This window comes from Brevundimonas sp. MYb52 (assembly GCF_002979535.1).
GTDB lineage: Bacteria > Pseudomonadota > Alphaproteobacteria > Caulobacterales > Caulobacteraceae > Brevundimonas.
The window spans coordinates 145,104-164,918 of record NZ_PCPB01000005.1 but is presented as its reverse complement, the minus strand read 5'-3'; the positions used below and the strand labels follow the sequence as shown (position 1 = coordinate 164,918).

At 69.3% G+C, this 19,815-nt stretch carries 17 protein-coding genes; 10 read left to right on the top strand and 7 right to left on the bottom strand.

Annotated elements, in window-relative coordinates:
* Nucleotides 1–144 precede the first annotated feature (144 nt).
* Nucleotides 145–1,848 (top strand): sensor histidine kinase KdpD, encoded by a 1,704-nt coding sequence (locus CQ039_RS08425; protein WP_233190275.1) that lies wholly within the window; start codon nt 145–147, stop codon nt 1,846–1,848.
* A gap of 697 nt (nt 1,849–2,545) precedes the next feature.
* On the opposite strand, the gene CQ039_RS08420 is transcribed toward CQ039_RS08425, so the two are convergent.
* Nucleotides 2,546–3,964: a LytTR family DNA-binding domain-containing protein gene (locus CQ039_RS08420; RefSeq protein WP_233190279.1), complete on the bottom strand. Its 1,419-nt coding sequence runs from the start codon at nt 3,962–3,964 to the stop codon at nt 2,546–2,548.
* Nucleotides 3,965–4,095: 131 nt separating this feature from the next.
* Between CQ039_RS08420 and CQ039_RS08415 the strand changes: the two genes are divergently transcribed.
* Entirely contained in the window at nt 4,096–5,553 is a 1,458-nt protein-coding gene (locus CQ039_RS08415) for an alpha/beta fold hydrolase (RefSeq protein WP_105564111.1), read from the top strand.
* A gap of 22 nt (nt 5,554–5,575) precedes the next feature.
* On the opposite strand, the gene CQ039_RS08410 is transcribed toward CQ039_RS08415, so the two are convergent.
* Nucleotides 5,576–5,827: a hypothetical protein gene (locus CQ039_RS08410; protein WP_105564095.1), complete on the bottom strand. Its 252-nt coding sequence runs from the start codon at nt 5,825–5,827 to the stop codon at nt 5,576–5,578.
* 55 nt (nt 5,828–5,882) lie between these two features.
* Nucleotides 5,883–6,722, bottom strand: a complete 840-nt coding sequence (locus CQ039_RS08405; protein WP_233190274.1) for a hypothetical protein — start codon at nt 6,720–6,722, stop codon at nt 5,883–5,885.
* A 92-nt stretch (nt 6,723–6,814) separates the two neighbouring features.
* Here CQ039_RS08405 and CQ039_RS08400 point away from each other — a divergent pair, with 92 nt between their 5' ends.
* The 3 genes from CQ039_RS08400 (at nt 6,815) to CQ039_RS08390 (ending at nt 9,505) form a co-directional block, all read left to right on the top strand.
* Nucleotides 6,815–7,147: a DUF1491 family protein gene (locus CQ039_RS08400; protein ID WP_105564093.1), complete on the top strand. Its 333-nt coding sequence runs from the start codon at nt 6,815–6,817 to the stop codon at nt 7,145–7,147.
* 345 nt (nt 7,148–7,492) lie between these two features.
* On the top strand, nt 7,493–7,873 hold the full coding sequence (locus tag CQ039_RS08395; protein ID WP_105564092.1) for a hypothetical protein: 381 nt from the start codon (nt 7,493–7,495) through the stop codon (nt 7,871–7,873).
* A 69-nt stretch (nt 7,874–7,942) separates the two neighbouring features.
* Nucleotides 7,943–9,505 (top strand): hypothetical protein, encoded by a 1,563-nt coding sequence (locus tag CQ039_RS08390; RefSeq protein ID WP_233190273.1) that lies wholly within the window; start codon nt 7,943–7,945, stop codon nt 9,503–9,505.
* A gap of 21 nt (nt 9,506–9,526) precedes the next feature.
* Here the strand turns inward: CQ039_RS08390 and CQ039_RS16710 are convergent, their stop codons facing one another.
* Complete coding sequence (locus tag CQ039_RS16710) at nt 9,527–9,664, bottom strand: hypothetical protein (protein WP_199183603.1); 138 nt, start codon at nt 9,662–9,664, stop codon at nt 9,527–9,529.
* Between the two features lie 214 nt (nt 9,665–9,878).
* Between CQ039_RS16710 and CQ039_RS08385 the strand changes: the two genes are divergently transcribed.
* The 3 genes from CQ039_RS08385 (at nt 9,879) to CQ039_RS08375 (ending at nt 14,546) form a co-directional block, all read left to right on the top strand.
* Nucleotides 9,879–11,531, top strand: a complete 1,653-nt coding sequence (locus CQ039_RS08385) for a DUF1570 domain-containing protein (protein ID WP_105564091.1) — start codon at nt 9,879–9,881, stop codon at nt 11,529–11,531.
* Between the two features lie 31 nt (nt 11,532–11,562).
* Nucleotides 11,563–13,209: a peptide chain release factor 3 gene (locus tag CQ039_RS08380; RefSeq protein ID WP_105564090.1), complete on the top strand. Its 1,647-nt coding sequence runs from the start codon at nt 11,563–11,565 to the stop codon at nt 13,207–13,209.
* Between the two features lie 80 nt (nt 13,210–13,289).
* Nucleotides 13,290–14,546, top strand: a complete 1,257-nt coding sequence (locus CQ039_RS08375; protein WP_105564089.1) for a DUF1570 domain-containing protein — start codon at nt 13,290–13,292, stop codon at nt 14,544–14,546.
* A gap of 32 nt (nt 14,547–14,578) precedes the next feature.
* On the opposite strand, the gene CQ039_RS08370 is transcribed toward CQ039_RS08375, so the two are convergent.
* Entirely contained in the window at nt 14,579–15,343 is a 765-nt protein-coding gene (locus CQ039_RS08370; RefSeq protein WP_105564109.1) for an SDR family oxidoreductase, read from the bottom strand.
* A 77-nt stretch (nt 15,344–15,420) separates the two neighbouring features.
* Complete coding sequence (locus tag CQ039_RS08365) at nt 15,421–16,023, bottom strand: YitT family protein (RefSeq protein WP_233190272.1); 603 nt, start codon at nt 16,021–16,023, stop codon at nt 15,421–15,423.
* A 66-nt stretch (nt 16,024–16,089) separates the two neighbouring features.
* On the opposite strand from CQ039_RS08365, the gene CQ039_RS08360 reads away from it, so the two are divergent.
* Nucleotides 16,090–17,541 (top strand): PLP-dependent aminotransferase family protein, encoded by a 1,452-nt coding sequence (locus tag CQ039_RS08360; protein ID WP_105564087.1) that lies wholly within the window; start codon nt 16,090–16,092, stop codon nt 17,539–17,541.
* A gap of 142 nt (nt 17,542–17,683) precedes the next feature.
* Here CQ039_RS08360 and CQ039_RS08355 read toward each other — a convergent pair whose 3' ends face one another.
* Complete coding sequence (locus tag CQ039_RS08355; protein ID WP_158256007.1) at nt 17,684–18,832, bottom strand: MFS transporter; 1,149 nt, start codon at nt 18,830–18,832, stop codon at nt 17,684–17,686.
* Nucleotides 18,833–18,888: 56 nt separating this feature from the next.
* Between CQ039_RS08355 and CQ039_RS08350 the strand changes: the two genes are divergently transcribed.
* Entirely contained in the window at nt 18,889–19,803 is a 915-nt protein-coding gene (locus CQ039_RS08350) for a LysR family transcriptional regulator (RefSeq protein ID WP_105564085.1), read from the top strand.
* The last annotated feature ends 12 nt before the right edge of the window (nt 19,804–19,815 follow it).

Sequence of the window (19,815 nt, the reverse complement as noted above, 5' to 3'; positions counted from 1 at the left end):
GGCGTTAACGACAACCGCCGCATTCATCCCCAACTGTCTGGTCAGGATGGCGCTTTCCCAGTCGCGCAGGAGGCGAGCAGCCTAGGGCGCAGCCTTGTCACAGCCTAAACTGCACTGTTTGATTCACTGACGCGAAGTCCCGGTTTGTCCCGCCCCGCCGCCCCGCCCGACGCCGTCGAAACGCTCGCCGCAACACGCGGCGGCGCGGCCCTGGCCGTCTGGCACGCCGGTTGGGCCGCCGCGGTCGGGCTGACCGCGCTGGGCGGCGCCTGGTTCGGACAAGAAGCCCAGGCCCTGGATACGCCGGCGGCCCTCGCCATGGCGACGCCCGGCCTGCTGGGGCTGGTGCTGCTGGGGCGCGACGGCCCCATGGTGCGCGCCGCCCTGCTGGCCGCCTGGTCGCTGGCGGCGATCGCGGCGGCGGGACTGTCGGGCGGACTGACCGGGCCGCTGGGCGCCTTCGTCTTCATGCCGGTCGCCGCCGCCATAGCGCTCGGGACAGCTCAGGGGTCAGGGCGACTGCCCCCCTTCGGCGCCCTGGGATCTGCGCTGGCGGCGCTGGCGGGCCTGATCGCCGCCGCCGTCCACGGCGCGCCGGAGGCCTCGCCCGGCATGGCCGCCGTCACCGCCCTGCTGACCGCCGGCGCGACGGCCATGGCCTTTCGGCTCAGCGCCGTCGAACAGGCCCGACGCCTGAGCGCCGCCGACGGCGACCTGGCGCAGATCGAGACGGTCCTGGCGGGTCAGCCCGGCCTGACCCTGGTTCTGGACGCCTCCGGCGCAGCCCTGGCGGCCTATGGCGCGGCGCCGGCGGCCCTGCCGGTCGAACCCCTGTTCGAGGACGGCCTGATCGCCGCCGTCCACGCCCCGGATCGCCCCGCCGTCCTGGCGGCCCTGGCCAAGGCCCGCACCGGGGCCGAGGCCCAGGCGCGCTTCGCCCCGCGCCTGGCGCTGGACCGCCGCATCCTGCTGGTGCTGCGCCGGCTGGGCCCCTCGATGGGAACGGACGAGCCCCCGCGCCTGATCGCCCTGGCCCTGGACGCCACCCTGGCCCACGCCCGCGAAGAGGGCCTGGAGGCCGCCCGCGTCGAAGCCGAGGCCCAGAACGCCGGCAAGTCCCGCTTCCTGGCCCATATGAGCCATGAACTCCGCACCCCGCTGAACGCTGTCCTCGGCTTCTCGGACATCATGCGCCAGCGCCTTTTCGGCCCGGTGCCTGACCGCTACGCCGACTACGCCCAGTCGATCCACGAGGCGGGCGGCCACCTGCTGGACCTGATCAACGACGTCCTGGACGTCAGCCGCATCGAGGCCGCCCGCTATGACCTGAGCATAGAGCGCTTCGACGTGCGCGAAGTGGTGTCGGCGGCCCTGGCCCTGGTGCGGGTTCAGGCCGACGAGAAGGGGGTGGATCTGGCCGCCGTCCTGCCGCCGGACGCCCTGACCGTCGCCGCCGACCGGCGGGCGCTGAAGCAGATCACGCTGAACCTGCTGTCCAACGCCGTGAAATTCACCCCGGCGGGCGGGTCCGTCACCGTGCGCGCCGAGGCCCTGGGGAGCGAGCTGGAACTGACCGTGGCCGACACCGGCGTCGGCGTCGCGCCCGAGGATCTGGCCCGTCTGGGCCGCCCCTTCGAACAGGCCGGCGGCGCCGAACAGCGGGCGCAGGGCACCGGCCTGGGCCTGTCGCTGGTCCGGTCCCTGGCCGAACTGCACGGGGGGGCCATGAGCCTGGACAGCAGCCTGGGCGAAGGCACGGCCGTCACCGTCCGCCTGCCCGTCGTCGTCGCCGCACGCGAACCGGTCGAGGGCCAGGCCCAGGTCATCCCCCTGAACCGCACCGCCTGAGGGGACGTCGAGCCAGAGCGGCCGGAAGCGGGCGCGCGGAACGGCTGCTGGGGGTGGGAAGCAGCTATCGACCTGCTAGTGTCGTCGCCACCTTGGGGAGCCTAAATGAAAAGACGGATCGGCACCGTATGCGCGGCCTCAGCAGTCACCGCTTCGCTGCTATTGATAGTGGCAACAGCCGGACTAGCCCTGCCCGTTCGGGGGCAGAGGATGGACGGCCCCTTGGGGGCCGATTGCATACTGATGGCGCAGGCGTTGCGCAGCACCCCTCCCCCTTATCGCGTGATAGGTTCAGATCGTACGTGCCACTGGCGGGACCTAGGCTTCCCGCGCGCCCTGGCGTACGAACAACTCCCCCCTGGAATAGAGGTCGCGAGCAGCATAGTAGAAGCCCCGCGATATAGCCTTGGTGGTTACAAGGCTGAGGTTGGCGTTGGGGTGTCTCTGGCGGCGCTTGCCGGGTCGGGGCAGGACTGCACTTATTACCGCTTCTGGGGCACATGGCATCGGGCAGGCTGCGTGGAGTCTTGGGTGGCTTAATGTCGCCTAAGGGTCGATAACAGCCATCGTCACGCTCGCCACAAGCCGTCACCCCGACGGCCCGCAAGGGCGATTCTGGGCCCAGGCGTTCAACGCAATGGCGCCGACGGAGAGGCCGCAAACGCCTGGGTTCCGGGTTCGGCGTTTTATTCGACCTTTAAGCGCTCGCGTTCGACGCCTGAAGCCGCCCCGGTTCGTCCAGCGCGTCGCGGACCGTCGGGAGGCGATTGCGGCTGATGGGCAGGGGGGCGCCCTCGTCCATCAGCAGGCGGCCGCGGCCGCCGTCGCGCTCGAAGCCCTGGACGTGGGCCAGGTTGGCGATCACCGAGCGGTGGACCCGCAGGAAGCTGGCGGGCAGTTCCTTTTCCAGGCGATCCAGTCGGGCGGCGTGCAGCAGTCGCCGTCCGTTCGTCAGGCGCAGCTCGACATAGTCGTCGGCCCCGACGATGGCGACAATGTCGTCCAGCGGCGCCCGCTGGACCCCGCGTGACGAGGCGACCGTCAGGCAGTTGGGACGGGCGGCGGCGCGGGTCAATGCGACCTCGCGCGCCTGATCGGCCCGGCCCAGCCGCACGACTTCCGCCATCAGCAGGGGCAGGACGAAGCCCACGGCGAACAGGAAATAGGACAGGTCCGTCAGCCAGTCGGGGAAGAGCAGACCGATCGCGATGAAGACGCCGAGATAGGCCAGCATCGGACGCGCCCCCGGCAACCGCCGACGCACGGCCACGACCGCGACCGTTGCCGACAGGCCCAGCCCGATCATCAGCGCCAGCACGGTCTTCATGTCGAATCCGGGCGCGAACCAGGTCGCGGCCACGGCGACCGCGGCCAGGGCGACCACCGGACGTCGCGCCTGCGGCCAGAAGCGCGACACGACATAGACGACGAGCAGAACCGCGAACGCGGCGCTCAGCCCCCAGATGCCGACCAGCCGCAGAGCGTGAACCGGATAGGCATAGGGCAGCAAGGCGCGCAGGCTCTCCAGCATGGCCTGAAGACCGGCCACCCCGGCCAGGGCCGCCAGCGCCAGGCTCGAACCGGTGCGGCGCAGGCTGTAGATGACGCCGAAGCCGAAGGCGGCGGCGAACAGGGCGCCGGCGGCCAGGAAGGCGATGGCCACCGGAACCGTCCGCGACGGCCAGGGATAGGGGGCGACCATGATGGCGCCGACCGGATTGTCGAGGCGCATCAGACCGTGGAAGGACGACAGACGGACCACCACCAGGTTGTCGCCAGGCCGCCACATCCGTTCAGGGATCGGCAGGGCCGCCTCATACCGGCCCGGCGTCTCTGCAGCCTTGGTGTCGCCCGGCCGCCCGTTGGCGCCCAGCTTCTGACCATTGAGCCAGGCCTCCGACGAGGCGGCGCCGACGACATAGAGGGCGACGGCATCGTCGCCGGTCGGGCGCTGCACGACGGCGCGCAGCCACAGCTCCCGCCCTTGCGGATCAATGGCGCCGTCGAGCGGACGACAGTCGCTGAGGACGGGTTCGCCGACGCCGGGCGCGCCGCTGCACATCTCCCACGCCTCCTGCGCCCGCAGCGCCGTCGGCAAGGCGGTCAAGAGAATCACAATGAGAAGAATGCGCCACATGGCGGCGACCCTATCGCCATTCGCCGCAAAGCGCTGCCGTTCACCGATGCCGGCCGACCGTTGACCGATGCGCGCCCCGCCGCCCCGGAAAGCCTGCTTCAACCGTGGACATGACCCACACATCCCTGAACCGCCGCTCCATCCTCGCCGCCGCCGGCCTCGCCCTTCCCGGTCTGGCGCTCCTGTCCCGAACCGCCCAGGCCCAGGACGCCCAGCCCCCGGCTGGTCCCTTCCGCTACAAGTCCGGCGACGGCCAGGAGGTCGACGCCGAGCGCGGCTACTTCGAGGTCCCCGAGGATCGCCGCATCCCCGGCTCGCGCCGCATCCGCATCGGCTATGTGCGCTTCGCCTCGACCGCGAAAAATCCGGGACCGCCCATCATCTATCTGGCGGGCGGACCGGGCGGGTCCGGCGTGCGCACCGCAATGGGCCCGCGCTTCCCCATCTTCATGGCCCTGAGAGCTGTGGCTGACGTCATCGCCCTGGATCAACGCGGCGTCGGCCTGTCGGCCAGCATTCCCGACCGCGACACGACCACCCCCTACCCCGCCATGACCCATGCCGGCGTCACCGCCTGGTATCGCGAGGAGATGCAGAAGGCCTGGATCGACTGGAGCCGCGCCGGCATCGCCATGACCGGCTACAACACCGAACAGAACGCCGACGACATCGAGGACCTGCGCCGCCATCTGGGCGTGGACAAGGTCAACCTGTGGGGCATCAGCTACGGCACCCACCTGGCCCTGTCGGTGCTGAAACGGCATCCAAACTCGATCGGTCGCGTCGCCCTGGCCAGCCTGGAAGGTCAGGACCAGACCATCAAGCGCCCGGCCCACATCGACATGTTCCTGGACCGCGTCGATCATCTGATGGGACAGGACCCGGCGGTCCGCGCGGCCATCCCCGACATGCCGGCCCTGATGCGCCGCGTGCATGAGCGGCTGGAGGCCGATCCGGCGACCGTGACCTTCGCCGGCGAGAATGGCCCTATCGACGTCAAGGTCGGCGGCTTCGGAGTTCAGTTGCTGGCTTCGGCCCTGGTCGCCAACCCGCCGCAACTGTCCATGCTGCCGAAAATCTATCTGGCCCTCGACGCTGGCCAGACCGACAGCCTGGCCTCGATCATCCCGCCGCCCCACCGCTATTTCGGCATCTCCGGCATGCCCGAGGCGATGGATATGGCCTCCGGCATTTCGCCCTCGCGCCTGGCCCTGATTGAAAAAGAGGCGAAGACGGCGGTTCTGGGCGACGCCTTCAACCTGCCCATGCCGCACCTGATCGGCGCCATCCCCGGCGTCGATCTGGGCGATGACTTCCGCCAACCCATCCGCATCGAAACCCCGGCGCTTCTGGTCGCCGGCTCGCTGGACGGCCGCACCCCCCTGGAGGAACAGGCCGAGGTCATCGCCCAGTTCCAGAACAAGACCCGAGTGGTGGTCGAGAACGCCGGCCACAATGTCTTTGAGGCCCACCCGGAGGTCACGCCCCTGCTGGTCAGGTTCTTCCGCGAGGAAGCGGTCAGCGATGCCGAACTGACCCTGCCCCCGCCGACCTTCCCGGTGGCCTGAGACGGTTCAGCCGCCGCCGGTCTCAGCCCTCTTCGCTGAACGGCGGCGGCAGGCGGCCGGCCTTGAAGATGATGGTCGGGTGTTCGTCGTAGTCGCCCATTTCGGTGTCGGCCGAGACCGAGAAGGCCACGACCCCGACCCGCAGCGGAGCCAGACGCTCGGCCTTGCGGCGCGCCTCCTCGGCGTCCTTGCACCCGACCTGGGGCTCGGCGCGAAGGGATGCGCCCTTGCCCTGAACATAGGCCTGAATGATGTAGACGGTTTCGCTTGCCATCCGTCGTCAAGGGGCCTGTTCGGCGCCGGGGTCAACCGTCTTTGACGCCTGACCCCTAGATCGCGCCCATCGTCAGGAAAGCGCGGCCCGCGGCGAAGTCGCCGGCCTCGAAGCGGGCCTCGGCGATGCTGTCGTCGCGGAACAGGAACTCGATGACGAAGGTCTCGCGGGGGTCGAGCTGGCCCAGGGCCTCGGCGGCGCCCGCCGGGAAGATCCAGGCCTCGCCCTGACGTGCGCCCTCGGTCAGCAGGCTCGGCGCAGCAGCGTGGGACCACCCCGCGAAGAAGACGCGGCGTCCCGTTTCCGGCGGCATCCCCCCGCCGGTCAGCCAGACGCGCGGGGTCTTGTCACGGTCGCGCATGACGATTCGCGCCGCATAGGGCCGGGGCCGTCCGACGAAGGAGACGACGGCGGTCGGCACGGTCGTCTTCGGCCCCGTTCCCGCCAGGCCGAAACGCACGGGCGAACTGCCGGTCGCGCTGTCCTGCACCAGACGCCAGCCAGCCGCCTGGCTTTCATAGCGGTCGCCGCGCCAGGCGGAACGGTCGCCGGGGAAGTTCATCCGGGCCGCGCGCATCCAGCCGGCGAAGCCCGCCTGCACCCGCGCCTTCACCCGATTCAGATCGCCGTCGTCGCAGGCCGTGCGCGCCGCCTTGGTCCGGGCGCGGGCGGCCGCGGCGGTCAGGTCGGCGGCGGGCGCTCCGGCGCGCAAGGCCGCGCCCCGCGCCTGCAGCGCCGCCGCGTCCAGGGCGGCGATCAAGGCGGGCTCGAACAGATCGCATTTGCGATGCGCCGCCAGCATGAAGGTGCGGTCATAGAAGGCGTCCGTCACCGCCGCGCGCGCCGCCCCGACCGGCACGGCCAGGGTCACGGCGGCGACGGCTGCGGCCAGCATTCCGCTGGCGGTTCGGGGGGAAAGGCCTATCCTCATGCCTCGACCTTAGGGGCCGCATGGTTCCGGTCCCGTGTCCAAGCAGGGTTAGCGAATTGCTTCTATCCACCGACGTCTGGGCCGGCGCCCTGATCCGCCGCGCCGAACTGGAAGGCGCCTACGCCACCGTGGTCAAGAAGGGCGACGCGCGCGGCGGGGCCGTGATCGTCAAGGCCTACAACACCTCTGAGCGCACGGCGCGGCTGTTCACCGAGGCCACGGGCCAGGACGGCGAGCCTCTGTGGATTCAGCCCGTGGTCAGCGACATGGAGAGCGAACTGGACGCCTATATAGAGCGCCAGCGCCGCTACGACCCCGACCTCTGGGTGGTCGAGATCGAGGACAAACAGGGCCGGCACTTCCTGACCGAGAAGGTGCAGGAGGAGTAAGGCGCCGCCTTCTCCCTCCCCTTTATGGGGAGGGTGGTCGCGCAGCGACCGGGTAGGGAGGGCGTGGTTGATTATCCACTGCGCTTGATTTGTCTGACCGCCCCCACCCGTCTGACGCTGCGCGTCAGCCACCCTCCCCATGAAGGGGAGGGAGAAAGAAGTGGGCCTCAAGCAGCGCGCAGCGCGGTAGGCCCAAAAGCAATGCCCTCAAGTAGCGCGCAGCGCGGTAGCCCCCCTCATGATCCCTAACCGTCCGTTCACCGCGTTCGTGAACGGGACCGCAAGCCAGTCGCCCGTAAAACCGTCTCATCGGGCCAGAAGGGCCTGGGTAGCGGTGGACGGCCCATGCTGTTTCTCTTGAACGACGTCGTCTTCGATCTGGACGAGGCCTGCCCGGCCCCGAGCCACGACGTGCGGCGCTTCGAGAAGCTGGACTTCGACTATGTGCTGGAGATGGGCTGCGATCTGTTCGCCGAAGACCCCATGCTGCACCGGAACGATCCGGCCCGCGCCCGCCGTCTGGCCTGGCTGATCGCGCACAAGACCGAGGGCGTGAACGCCGCCCTGTTCGCCGCCCCCGACGCCGGATGCGCCCCCGAACTGGTCGAGCCGCGCTTCTGCGCCCTGCCCGAGATGGTCATGCGTCAGCTTCAGTCGCGCGCCGCCCACGGCCGCCTGAGCGCCGTCGCCGCCGACAAGGCCGTCTGGGGACGCCTGGCGGCCTGACGCTGCAATCCCTTTCGCAAAACAACAACGTTCGTTATTCCTGAGACCTGTCTCCGCAGGGGAATCGACGTGCGCCATTTCAATCACTTGCTGCGACGGCTCCACCGGACCGTCGCTGTCGCGCTCCTGTCGGCCACGACGGCGGCCATGGCGGGCATCACCCCCGCTCACGCGGACTGGCTCAAGGCCGAGAGCGAACGCTTCATCGTCTATAGCGACGGCAATGAGAGCAAGCTGCGCGAGTTCACGCAGGAACTGGAGGGGTTCGACCGCCTGCTGCGGCTGCGTATGGGCCTGGCCATTGAGGAAGCGCCGCCTCGCAAGCTGCCCATCTATCTGGTGGGCTCACGCAGGGGTCTGGTCCAGGTCAGCCCCGATCTGGCCGAGAACATCGCCGGCTTCTACATGGCGACCGACGAGGACATTTTCGGCATCGCTCTGCGCGATCAGACCGTCAACACGCTGAAGCACGAGTACGCGCACCACTTCATGATGCAGAACTTCTCCTATCCCTATCCGGGATGGTTCGTGGAAGGCTTCGCGGAATATTACGCCACGGTGGAGATCGAGAAGTCCCGCATCCTGGTCGGCAAATACAATGAGAACCGCGCCTACTGGCTACAGGCGGCGTCATGGATGCCCATGACGGAACTCTTGTCCAAACGGCCGCTGCAGACCGCACGCAACCGGGACAGCTACTATCCCCTGGCCTGGCTCCTGACCCACTGGTTCCTGGGCGATACCGACCGGCAGAAACTGCTGAGCGCCTATCTGCGTGATGTCGGCGAGGGCGGAGACCCTGTCGAGGCGATGCAGCGCGCCACCGGACTGAGCCCCGCCGAGCTGAGCCGCACCCTCCGCCGCTACATGAACGGCCGCATTCCCTATCAGGCCATAAGCCTGAGCTTTCCTCAGGTCCCGGTCACGGTGACCCGGCTGCCGCGCTCGGCCAACGACCTGTTGCTGCTGAACCAGCGGCTCAAGGTCGGCGTCCCTGACGATCAGCGCCCCGCCACAGCCGAGGAGGTGCGCCGCGTCGCCGCCCGTCACCCCGACGATCCTCTGGCCCTGCTGGCCCTGGGCCACGCCGAGCTGCATTTCGGCGACCCCGCCGCCGCCGAAGCGCCTCTGCAACGTCTGCTGGCGCTGGAACCGGCCAATGTCGAAGCGCTGCAATACCTTGTCCGCGCCCGGATGGAGACCGCCACGGACGCCGAGAGCCCCGAGGAGGCCGATCGCCTGGAGAACGAGGCCCGCGCCCTGCTCCACCGCGCCTATCGCGCCGACGACGCCAACTACGCCACCCTTCAGTTGATCGCCGAAAACCGGATGCGTGGCGAGGGCTACCCCAACGACAATGACGTGGTCGTGCTGGAACAGGCCTTCACCCTGGCGCCCCAATTGGGTTCAGCGCGCATCAATCTGGCCCAGGTGCTGATGTTCAAGGACCGCAACGCCGAAGCCATCGCCCTGCTGGAGCCCCTGGTCAACGACCCGCACCGTCCATCACCCGGCGCACGGGAAATGCTGCTGCGCGCCAAGGGCATGAGCGAGGCCGAGGCCGAGGCCGAAGAGGCCGAAATCCTGCGCCAGGGCGAAGCAGAGAGCGAAGAGACTCCCGCCGGGGACTAATCCTCGCCGGATCGTGCGCGGCTAGAAGAGTCCGAACAGGATATGCACGCAGGTCGCCATCAGGGTGATGAGGCCGAAGCCCGCCAGAAGGCAGAAGGCCGGATGGATGTTGCGCTCATTGCGGGCGGACGGGACCTTGCCCGGATGCACCACAGCCATGTCGTTTCCTTTCCCTTGCGGCGCCGATCTCATGGACCAGCGTCTCACGAAAACGAGCATGCCCCTAAAAGCCCCGCTTCGCGAAGGGTCTTTCACACAATCGTGACAATCCCTGTTTCCTCCGCCGTCCACAGGCCAGACCCGCTCGACGCAGGGCCGCCCTTTCGTGACGGATCGTTGTTCGTTAAGTTTCGGCCAGTTGGGGGAAGTGCAGATGCCTATTCATAAGCGACAGACTGGGCGCTCCAGCCGCTTGCTGGCGGCGATCGGCGCTGCGGTTGCGGTCAATCTGGCGAGCGCCGTCGCGGCCCATGCCGAATGGCTGAGAGCCGAAACCGACCACTTCATCGTCTATGGCGATACGTCAGAGGCCAGTCTGCGCCGCTACGCCCGCAAGGTGGAACGCTTCGACGCTCTGCTGCGCACCTATTATCCGATCGAGACGGACTACGAGATTCCCAAGCTCGAAATCTTCATGGCCAACGGCCGGCGAGACATGAACCGCATCTCGCCCGGCATCGATGATGGCGTTGCAGGATATTATACGCCCAACAGCGAACGCATCCACGCCGTGGTGGATACGCGCAGCCCGATGGGCGACGTCGTGGTGTTCCACGAATACGCCCACCACTTCATGTTCCAGATGCGCGCCAACGCCTATCCGTCCTGGTTCGTGGAAGGCTTCGCCGAGTATTATTCGACCGCCGACGTCGTGAACGACCGCATCCAGTTCGGCTTCCACAACCCTGGCCGAATGAACTCTCTGACCCCAGGCGCCAACACCTGGGCCGATATGGCGCATGTGCTGAAGTGGCGGGTGACGGCGTCCGGCCGCTACCCCGCCCATCTCTATTACGCCCAAGCCTGGGCGATGACCCACTATTTCATGAGCACGCCCGAACGCATACGGATGCTGGGCGACTACCTGACCGCGGTGATCAGCGGCGTGGACTCCGTGGTCGCGATGCAGAATGCGACGGGACGCACACCCGATGAGCTTCAGAACGACGTCCGACGTTATCTGACCGGCCGGATCAACGTCCTGTCGCCGCAGATCGAACTGCCTGAGCCGGAGGTGACGATCACGCGACTGCCCAAAAGCGTCGCGGAGGCCGTCTGGCTGGACATCCGTCTGGACAATGAGCCTGTCGTCGAAACGCCCAGCGACGACGACGGCCGCACGAAAAAGTCCGAAAGCCAAAAGGCTCGTGAGGCGCGTGAAGAAGCCGAACAGCGGGCCGAGTTGATCCGTTCCGCCCTGGCCATGGCGGAAACGCACAAGGCCGATCGCACGGGCCTTCTGCTCGCCGCGCGGGCGCATCGCCTCGAAAAGCGACCGGACCTGGCCCTGGCCACGCTGGAACCGTCCCTCGACAACGCCCAGACGGACGCCGACATCCTGCGCGTCGCGGCCATGGCCTTGCTGGATCAGGCCCGCGCCGAAACGGATCCCGAAGCCGCTCAGGGCCTGCGTCGTCGCGCCAGCGGTTATCTGGCCCGGGCCATGGACGCCGATCCCACCGATTTCCGCATCTATCTGGGCCTGAACGACACCCGTCGCGGCGGCCCACGCTATCCCACCGATAATGATGTCTCGACTCTGGAAGTCGCTACCGCCCTGGCCCCGCAATCGTTCGAGGCGCGCCTGCGCCTGGCCGACGCCTATATGGCGCGCGACATGAACGCCCAGGCCATCCTGGTGCTGATGCCTGTCTCGAACAGTCCGCACCGCAGCGCCTACACCCGTCGCGCCCGCGAGGTGATCGCCAGAGCCCGCGCGGAAATGGGACTGGTCGTCGAGGATCAGGCCGAGGCACCAGAGGACAGCGATCAATCCGAAACTCCGGCGTCTGACGCCACGGAGTGACTTTTGACCTCGCGCGCGCTACGTGCGCGGCATGTCGAAACTGACCCTGCCTGAAGAGGCCGGCCGCCGCCGGACCTTCGCCATCATCGCGCACCCTGACGCCGGCAAGACGACGCTGACCGAGCATATCCTGCTGGCTGGCGGGGCCATCCGCGCGGCGGGCGCCGTGCGGGCGCGCGGCGAGAACCGGCGGACCCAGTCCGACTGGATGAAGATCGAGAAGGAACGGGGCATTTCGGTCTCGGCCTCGGTCATGACGTTCGAGCACACCACGGCCGATGGCGTGGCCAAGATGTTCAACCTTCTGGATACGCCGGGCCACGAAGACTTCTCGGAAGACACCTATCGCACCCTGACCGCCGCCGACTGCGCCATCATGGTGCTGGACGCCGCCAAGGGCATCGAGCCGCAGACGCTGAAGCTGTTCGAGGTCTGCCGCCTGCGCGACATTCCGATCATCACCTTCATCAACAAGCTGGACCGCGAAGCCCAGGACCCGATGGCCCTGCTGGACGAAATCGCCAGCCGCCTGCAACTGGACCCCGCCCCCATCTGGTGGCCGGCCGAGAGCGGCAACCGCCTGCGCGGCATGGTCGAGATGGGGACCGGCAAGTTCCAGCCCTACGCCAAGAAGCCGGCCGGCTCCAAAGAAGACGTGCCCCACCCCGAGGCCCTGCCCCTGGCCGACGCCGCCCAATACTTCGAGGCCGGCGAGCACGAGGCCCTGATCGAGACCCAGGAACTGATCGAGGCCGGCTATCCGGCCTTCAACCGCCAGTCCTTCCTGGAAGGCCACATGACGCCCGTGCTGTGGGGCTCGGCCCTGCGCCACTTCGGCATCGACGAACTGCTGGCCGCCATCGGCGAATGGGCCCCGCCGCCCAAGGTCATGCCGGCCCGCAAGGAAGCCCCGCCTGAGACGCGCAACGCCCCTGCGCCCGTCGAGATCGCCGTCGAGCCCGGCCAGACGGAAGTCACCGGCTTCGTCTTCAAGGTCCAGGCCAATATGGACCCCAACCACCGCGACCGCATCGCCATGTTCCGCATGGCCTCGGGCAGCTTCAAGCGCGGCATGAAGCTGAAGGTGCAGAACACCGGCAAGCAGTTGTCGGTGAACGCCCCCATCATGTTCTTCGCCTCGGACCGTGAACTGGCCGACGACGCCTATGCCGGCGACGTCATCGGCATCCCCAACCACGGCGTGCTGCGCGTCGGCGACAGCCTGTCGGAAAGCGGCATGATCCGTTTTGCGGGTCTGCCCAACTTCGCCCCGGAAATCCTGCAGCGCGTCCGCGTCAAGGACCCGCTGAAGGCCAAGCATCTGAAGAAGGCGCTGGAGGGCCTGGCCGAGGAAGGCGTGACCCAGCTGTTCCGCCCGGAACTGGGTTCGGACTTCATCGTCGGCGCCGTGGGCCAACTGCAGTTCGAGGTCATGGCCGACCGCCTGGGCGAGGAATACAATCTCGACGTCGTCTTCGAGCCCAGCCCTTACGCCGAGGCCCGCTGGGTGGCTGGCGACAAGGCCGATCTGGAAGACTTCGCCGGCAAGTACCGCCCGCAGATGGCCGTCGACATCGACCAGGCCCCGGTCTTCCTGGCCAAGTCGAGCTGGGAAACCGGCTACGTTTCCGAACGCTTCCCCAAGATCGCCTTCACCAAGACCAAGGAACGCGGCTGACCCTCCGTGGCAGCCTGGCCTCAGGCTGGACCGCGCCGCCCAAACGAGGCTTAGTGACCGCTCTCGGCGGGAGGTTCGTCATGTCGTCAGCTGTCCATCGTCTCCTGCTTGCCCTGGCGTTGATCACCCTGACGCCGGCGTCGGCGTTCGCGGAGTGGAAGCGCGCGGAGAGTCCGCACTTCGTCGTCTACAGCGACGGGTCGGAGCGGTCGCTGCGCGACTACACCCTGAAGCTGGAGCGTTTCGACGCGCTTCTGACATCGCGCTTCGGCCCCGGCCCGTTGAACGAGGTCCGCAAGCTGCCGGTCTATCTGGTGGCCGACGCGCGCGCCCTGCGCGTGGCCGTGCCTGGCCTTCCCGCCGGCATCGCCGGCTACTATTCCACCAGCGAGAACGATGTCTTCGCTGTTCTGGTGCGAGGCGAAAGCGACGACCTCCTGCTCCATGAATACAGCCACCACGTCATGGCCCGAAGCGGCGACGACCGATACCCGGGATGGCTGCGCGAGGGTTTTGCCGAATATTTCGCCACGGCGACGGTGACCGCGGGCGGCCAGGCGTCGTTCGGCCTGCCGGACCCCGGTCGCCTGCGCGCCCTGAACCAGGGCAGTTGGCTGCCGATGGACGTCGTGCTGCGGGCCGACGGTTCCTTGGGGATCAATACCGAGGCGGGCCGCGGCATGTTCTACGCCCAGTCCTGGGCCCTGACGCACTGGCTTCTGGCCGATGCAGGCCGGGTTCGGGCCCTGTCCGCCTATGTCAGGGCGGTCAACAGCGGTCGCGATCCTGTCGAGGCCTGGCAGGCGAATTACAACATTACGCCCGATCAGCTGACAGCCCAGCTTCGTGCCTATCTTCGCGGGCGCATGTCCTACGCCAAGCTCGACGTCCCGCCCGTCAACCCCGCCATCACCGTCACCCCCCTGTCGCCCGCCGCCGATGTGGTGCTGCTTCCCATGATCAACGCCCGGTCATGGAATCCCGCAGAAATCGACGGGCCAGCGCTGCTGAGCACCTTTCGGACGGCCGCCGCTCGCTTCCCGGATGATCCCCTGGCCCTGGTCGCGCTCGGCCGCGCGGAAAAGCGCTGGGGAGACCCCGTGGCCGCCGAGACGGCGCTGACCCGCGCACTCGAACGCCAGGACGACAATGTCGAGGGCCTTATCCTGATGGCGGACCTGGCCATGGAGCGCGGGCTAGACGCGGCGGACGAGGCCGAGCGGACACGGCAGGAGGCTCTGGCCCGAGACCTCCTTCGCCGCGCCCTGGCGGCTGACCCCACCGACGGCCGGATCGACAGCGCACAGGCCAGATTCCGCCGGGCCGGGTTCCAATAAGTCCCGGTCGCGACGTCCCCTCCTAACCCGTCTCAGGTCTTGCTGATCGACACCCCGCCGTCGACCAGCATGGCCGTCCCGGTCATGAAGCTGGAGGCGTCGGACGCCAGGAAGAGGGCGGCGCGGGCGATCTCGTCCGGGCTCGCCATGCGTTTCAGGGCGTGCATGTTCTCGACGAAGGCGATGATCTCGGGCGTGTGAGCGAACTCGCGCCCCGCCTCGGTGTCCGTGCCGCCGGGCAGCAGGCAGTTGCTGCGCAGGCCCTGCGCGCCGAACTCGGCGGCGATGACCCGCGACAGGCCGATCAGACCCGCCTTGGCCGCGCCATAGGCCGCCATGCCGGGCATGCCGATGGCGTGGCCCACGAAGGTCGAGGTGAAGATCAGCGAGCCGCCGCCGCGCGCCAGCATGGCCGGGACCTGATGCTTGGCCCCCAGAAAGGCGGCGGTCAGATTGACGTCCAGCGTATCGCGCCAGCGCTCCAGTGAAATCTCCGGCGTCGGCTCATTGGCGCCGATGGCCCCGGCGTTGTTCAGGGCCACGTCCAGCCCGCCGAAGCGCTCGACCGCCGTGCGCACCAGACGCTCGGCCAGGGCCTCGTCGCGGATGTCGCCCGGAACGGCGACGGCGCGGCCGCCTTCCGCCTCGATGGCGGCGACCAGGGCTGAAAGCTCGACCTCGCGCCGGGCGGTGACGACCACCGCCGCGCCTTCGCGCGCGAACAGGCGGGCGGCGGCGGCCCCTATGCCGGAACTGGCCCCGGTGATGATGGCGACCTTGTCGGTGAGTGCAGGCATGACGACCTCGTGCGTGGTGAAGGCCGCCTTCCTGTCATGCCCGCCCGGCGCGGTCTGGCGGTCTTCGGACGCCGCGTTCAGGTCGAGGGCGCGGGCTTGGCCTGGGCCTTCGGGGCGATCTCGAAGCGGGCCATGAACCACTGGACCAGAGGCCCGTTGGCCAGGGCGTAGAGGACGGTGCCGACCCCGGCGACGCCGCCCAGCAGCCAGCCCATGGCCAGGACCGCGACCTCGATCGCCGTGCGCGCCCAGCCGATGCGCCAGCCGGTGATGCGCACCAGACCCGTGGTCAGGCCGTCGCGCGGGCCGGGGCCCAGCCCGGCGCCGATATAGGCCGCCGTCGCCGCCCCGTTCAGCACGATGGCCGCCGTCAGGAAGGCGATCCGCAGCGCCAGCCCCTCGATCGGCGGCAGGGCCCACAGGGCGACGTCCGCCGCCGTGCCGATGAGCAGGACATTGCAGATGGTGCCCACGCCCGGCTTCTGGCGCAGGGGTATCCAGACCAGCAGGACCAGAAGCCCGACCAGGTTGACCACCATGCCGAGGCTGATCCCCGTCCGTTCGGACAGGCCCTGATGCAGGACGCTCCACGGATTGAGGCCGAGGTCGGCCCGGACCATCAGGGCCAGTGACGCCCCGTAAAGCAGAAGACCGATTTGAAGCTGGATGAAGCGACGCATGAACATGGAGCCATACAGGCGATAATTGGCCTTGTTTTATAGAGCCGCTTTCACGACGATGGCCTTATGCGCGACCTCCTCGTCAACCCCGCCTCCCTGTCGCGTCAGCTGAACAACTGGCGCGGGCCGGATGGCGAGCCCGCCTATCGCCGCCTGTCCGAGGCGCTGAAGCTGCTGATCCTGGACGGGCGGCTGTCGTTGAACGCGCGCCTGCCGGGGGAGCGGCGGCTGGCCGAGACCCTGGGCGTCAGCCGCATCACCGTCAGCGCGGCGCTGGACCGGCTGCGGGCCGAGGGCTTTGTCGTCAGCCGGACGGGATCGGGCAGCGTCACCGCCCTGCCCGCCAGCGCCGCCTCGCGACCCGTGCGGCTGGACGGACCGATGCAGGGCGACGACACGCCCGGCGTCATCGACATGGCCACCGCCTCCATGCCCGCCGACGAACAGGTCCACGCCGCCTACGCCCGCGCCCTGGAGGCCCTGCCCGCCCACCTGCCGGGTCGAGGCTATGAGCCGGTGGGGATCGAGGCCCTGCGCCGCGTCGTCGCCGACCGCTATGGCGCCGAGGGCATGGCGACCGCCCCCGATCAGATCGTGGTCACGGCGGGGGCGCTGGGGGCCCTGGCCATCCTGCTGCGGGCCGTGACGCGGCCCGGCGACCGGGTGGTGGTCGAACATCCCGGCTATCCCCATGCGCTGGACGCCCTGGTGCAGACGGGGCTGGACCTGTCGCCGGTGGCCATGACGCCGCAGGGCTGGGACATGGACGGCATGCTGGCGGCCATCGCCCGCGTCAGGCCGCGGCTGATCTATCTGATCGGGGCGCACCAGAACCCGACCGGCCATGTCCTGTCGGCGGAGGACGAGGCGGCCATCGCGGCGGCGGCGGCCCGCGTCGGCGCCTTGCTGGTGCTGGACGACACCCTGCGCGAGCTGTGGTTCGACTGCCCGCCGCCGCCGCCCGTCGATCATGGCCCGCACGTCGTGCGGCTGGGCTCGACCAGCAAGCCCTACTGGGGCGGGCTGCGGGTCGGCTGGCTGCGCGCCCACGCCGACGTCATCGACATGGTGATCCGCCGCCGCCCGTCGCTGGACCTCGGCGTGCCGGTCATGGAGCAACTGGCCGCCGCCGTCCTGTTGAGCGGCGATCCCGCCCCGCTGGACGCGCGGCGCCGGGCCATAGCGCGGCAGGAGGCCCATCTGCGCGCGCGACTGGCCGAGGCCCTGCCGGACTGGAAGACGCGGCGACCCGAGGGCGGTCTGTCGCTCTGGGTCGAGCTGCCCCGCGCCGACAGCACCCGTCTGGCCCTGGCCGCGCCGGATCATGGCGTGCGCATCGCGCCGGGCGTGCGCTTCGGCATCAATGGCGCCTATGAGCGCTTCCTGCGCCTGCCCTTCAGCCGTCACGAGGCCGATCTGGACCGCGCCGTGGCGGGGCTGGCCGCTGCGTGGACTACGCTGGACCGCCGCGCGCCGCGCAAGGTGACGGTGCGCGCCGATGTCGAGCCGGTGATCTAACCTTCCCCGTCACCCTCGGGCTTGTCCCGAGGGCCCATGGCGACCCTTGCGTTCCGGGCCGAGTGAACGGGAACGGGCCGTCCTTCAGCGCTGGCGCTTGGTCTGACGACATGCCCTCGGGACAAGCCCGAGGGTGACGGTACTATTGTTCACGCCGCTCCAGCCCGAAGGTCATGGCGAACATCAGGGCGCAGACCAGGCTGGAGGCCAGCAAGGCCAACCCCGCCGAGCGGTCCAGCACCATGCCGTAGCTGAGCGGCGCCGCCGCCTGAAGAAAGCGCGCCGGGGTCAGGATCAGGGCCTGACGCGTGGCGTAGTTCTCCTTGCCGAACAGGTGCAGCGGCAGGACGCCGGAGGCCACGGACAGCAGGCCGTTGCCCGCCCCCTGACCGACCGCCACGGCCCCGGCCAGCCCCTTTCCGCCGAAAAAGGCGACCGCCGCGCCGAGCGGGTGCAGCAGGGTGGCGAAGCGAAGGACCAGCACCGGCGAACCCTTGCCGGATGTCAGGAAAGACAGCAGCCGCACGGCGACCGCCGCCCCTGCCATCATCGTCGCCGCGCCCGCCGCCTGGGCCGGCTCCAGCCCCAAGCGCCCCAGCAGGCGCGGCAGGTGGGCGCTCATGGCCGTGGCGATCCACCAGGCCCCGGCGAACAGGACCGCCAGCCGGATCATGCGCCCGTCCCAACGCACCCGCCCGACCTCGGCCGGGCGGCGCGCCCCCGCGACCTCGCGGGGCAGAAGGGTCAGATACAGGGGCAGGCAGACCAGCAGATGCAGCCCCGCCCAGCCGAAACAGGCCCCGCGCCAGCCGACCACCTCGATCATGGCCAGGGTCATGAGCCAGCCCAGGGCCCCGCCGAAGGCGCCGATTAGGGACACCGCCGTGATCGGCCTTTTCGCCTCCTCGCCGTGGATGGCGACCAGCACGGCGAAGGCCGGGCCATAGAAGCCCACGCCCATGCCGATGCCCAGCGTCAGGATGGACGCCACCATGCTGACCGGCCCCTGCGACAGGCCCAGCCCGGCCAGACCAGCGGCGAAGACGACCGAGGCGGCGCTCAGCACCTCGCGCCCGCCGCGCCGATCGACCCAGCGCCCGCCGAACGGGCTGAGCGCCGCCGAGATCAGGAAGGCGCCCGACAACCCTGCGAAGACTAGCGACGGCGTGGTCCCGGTCCCCGCCGCCAGAGGCTCGGCCAGGACCCCCAGCAGATAATAGCTCGATGCAAAGGCGACGATCAGGCCGAAGCCGAGGACGGGGACGATCAGGCGGTGGGCGGGTGACGACATAGGCCGCTGCTGTCGCCGCATTGCCGCTCGGACGAAAGCGACCTATCGGTTAGACTATGTTCCAAAACCTCACACCTGGCGCCGCCCTGCCCTCGCTGAACGCGCTGCGGGCGTTCGAGGCCATGGCGCGGACCGGCAGCGCCACCCTGGCCGGGGCCGAGTTGAACGTGACCCACAGCGCCGTCAGCCGTCAGGTCAAGGCGCTGGAGGCCCAGATGGGGGTGCGGCTGTTCGAGGGCCCGCGCCACGCCCTGAAGCTGACCCCGGCGGGGCGCGACCTCCTGCCCGGCCTGACCGCCGCCTTTGACGGCATCGCCGCCGCCGTGGCGGGCGCACGCGGCGAGGGTCAGGACCTGCACGTCGCCGTCAACGCCAGCCTGTCGGTCAAGTGGCTGATCCCGCGCCTGGCCGACTTCGGACGGCTTCATCCCGAGGTGCGGGTGCATCTGGTCGAACTGCCGCCCCATGCGGTCAGTCATCGCGGCGCCGATGTGGTGCTGCGCCTGCTTGACGCGGAACGGATCAAGACCCTGAAGGCCGAGCGGATCATCCCCAACGCCGTCGGCCCGGTCATCGCCCCCTCTCTGATGGGGCCGCTGACGGGCGACGACGCCCGTGCGGCGTTGCTGGACGCGCCGCGCCTTGTGGCCCGCACCCACCTCAGCGGCTGGAAGGACTGGGCCGAGCTCAGCGGCCATCGTTCGACCGCCACATCCGAACGCCCGGTCGCCCACCTGCATTTCGCGCTGGACGCGGCCCTGTCGGGGTGGGGCGCGGCGGTCCTGCCCTGGGCCCTGGCGTCAGAGGCGGTCGCGGACGGGCGGCTGCTGGCGCCCTTTGGCTTCAACGCCGACGACGGGGCGGTCGCGGCCATTCCTGGCGCAGGCGAGCCGTCACGAGCGCGGCGCGCCCTCGTCCGCTGGCTGGTCGATCAGGGACGCGTCATGCCCCCGGCCCCAAGCCCGCCCTGACTGCAACCTGAA

Coding starts and splice junctions, on each gene's coding strand:
- CQ039_RS08370 (WP_105564109.1), bottom strand. CDS start 15,343: ATGCCTGCACTCACCGACAAGGTCGCCATCATCACCGGGGCCAGTTCC.
- CQ039_RS08415 (WP_105564111.1), top strand. CDS start 4,096: ATGACCCACACATCCCTGAACCGCCGCTCCATCCTCGCCGCCGCCGGC.
- CQ039_RS08350 (WP_105564085.1), top strand. CDS start 18,889: ATGTTCCAAAACCTCACACCTGGCGCCGCCCTGCCCTCGCTGAACGCG.
- CQ039_RS08365 (WP_233190272.1), bottom strand. CDS start 16,023: ATGCGTCGCTTCATCCAGCTTCAAATCGGTCTTCTGCTTTACGGGGCG.
- CQ039_RS08360 (WP_105564087.1), top strand. CDS start 16,090: ATGCGCGACCTCCTCGTCAACCCCGCCTCCCTGTCGCGTCAGCTGAAC.
- CQ039_RS08385 (WP_105564091.1), top strand. CDS start 9,879: ATGCCTATTCATAAGCGACAGACTGGGCGCTCCAGCCGCTTGCTGGCG.
- CQ039_RS16710 (WP_199183603.1), bottom strand. CDS start 9,664: ATGGCTGTGGTGCATCCGGGCAAGGTCCCGTCCGCCCGCAATGAGCGC.
- CQ039_RS08355 (WP_158256007.1), bottom strand. CDS start 18,832: ATGTCGTCACCCGCCCACCGCCTGATCGTCCCCGTCCTCGGCTTCGGC.
- CQ039_RS08410 (WP_105564095.1), bottom strand. CDS start 5,827: ATGGCAAGCGAAACCGTCTACATCATTCAGGCCTATGTTCAGGGCAAG.
- CQ039_RS08395 (WP_105564092.1), top strand. CDS start 7,493: ATGCTGTTTCTCTTGAACGACGTCGTCTTCGATCTGGACGAGGCCTGC.
- CQ039_RS08380 (WP_105564090.1), top strand. CDS start 11,563: ATGTCGAAACTGACCCTGCCTGAAGAGGCCGGCCGCCGCCGGACCTTC.
- CQ039_RS08405 (WP_233190274.1), bottom strand. CDS start 6,722: ATGCTGGCCGCAGCCGTCGCCGCCGTGACCCTGGCCGTGCCGGTCGGG.
- CQ039_RS08375 (WP_105564089.1), top strand. CDS start 13,290: ATGTCGTCAGCTGTCCATCGTCTCCTGCTTGCCCTGGCGTTGATCACC.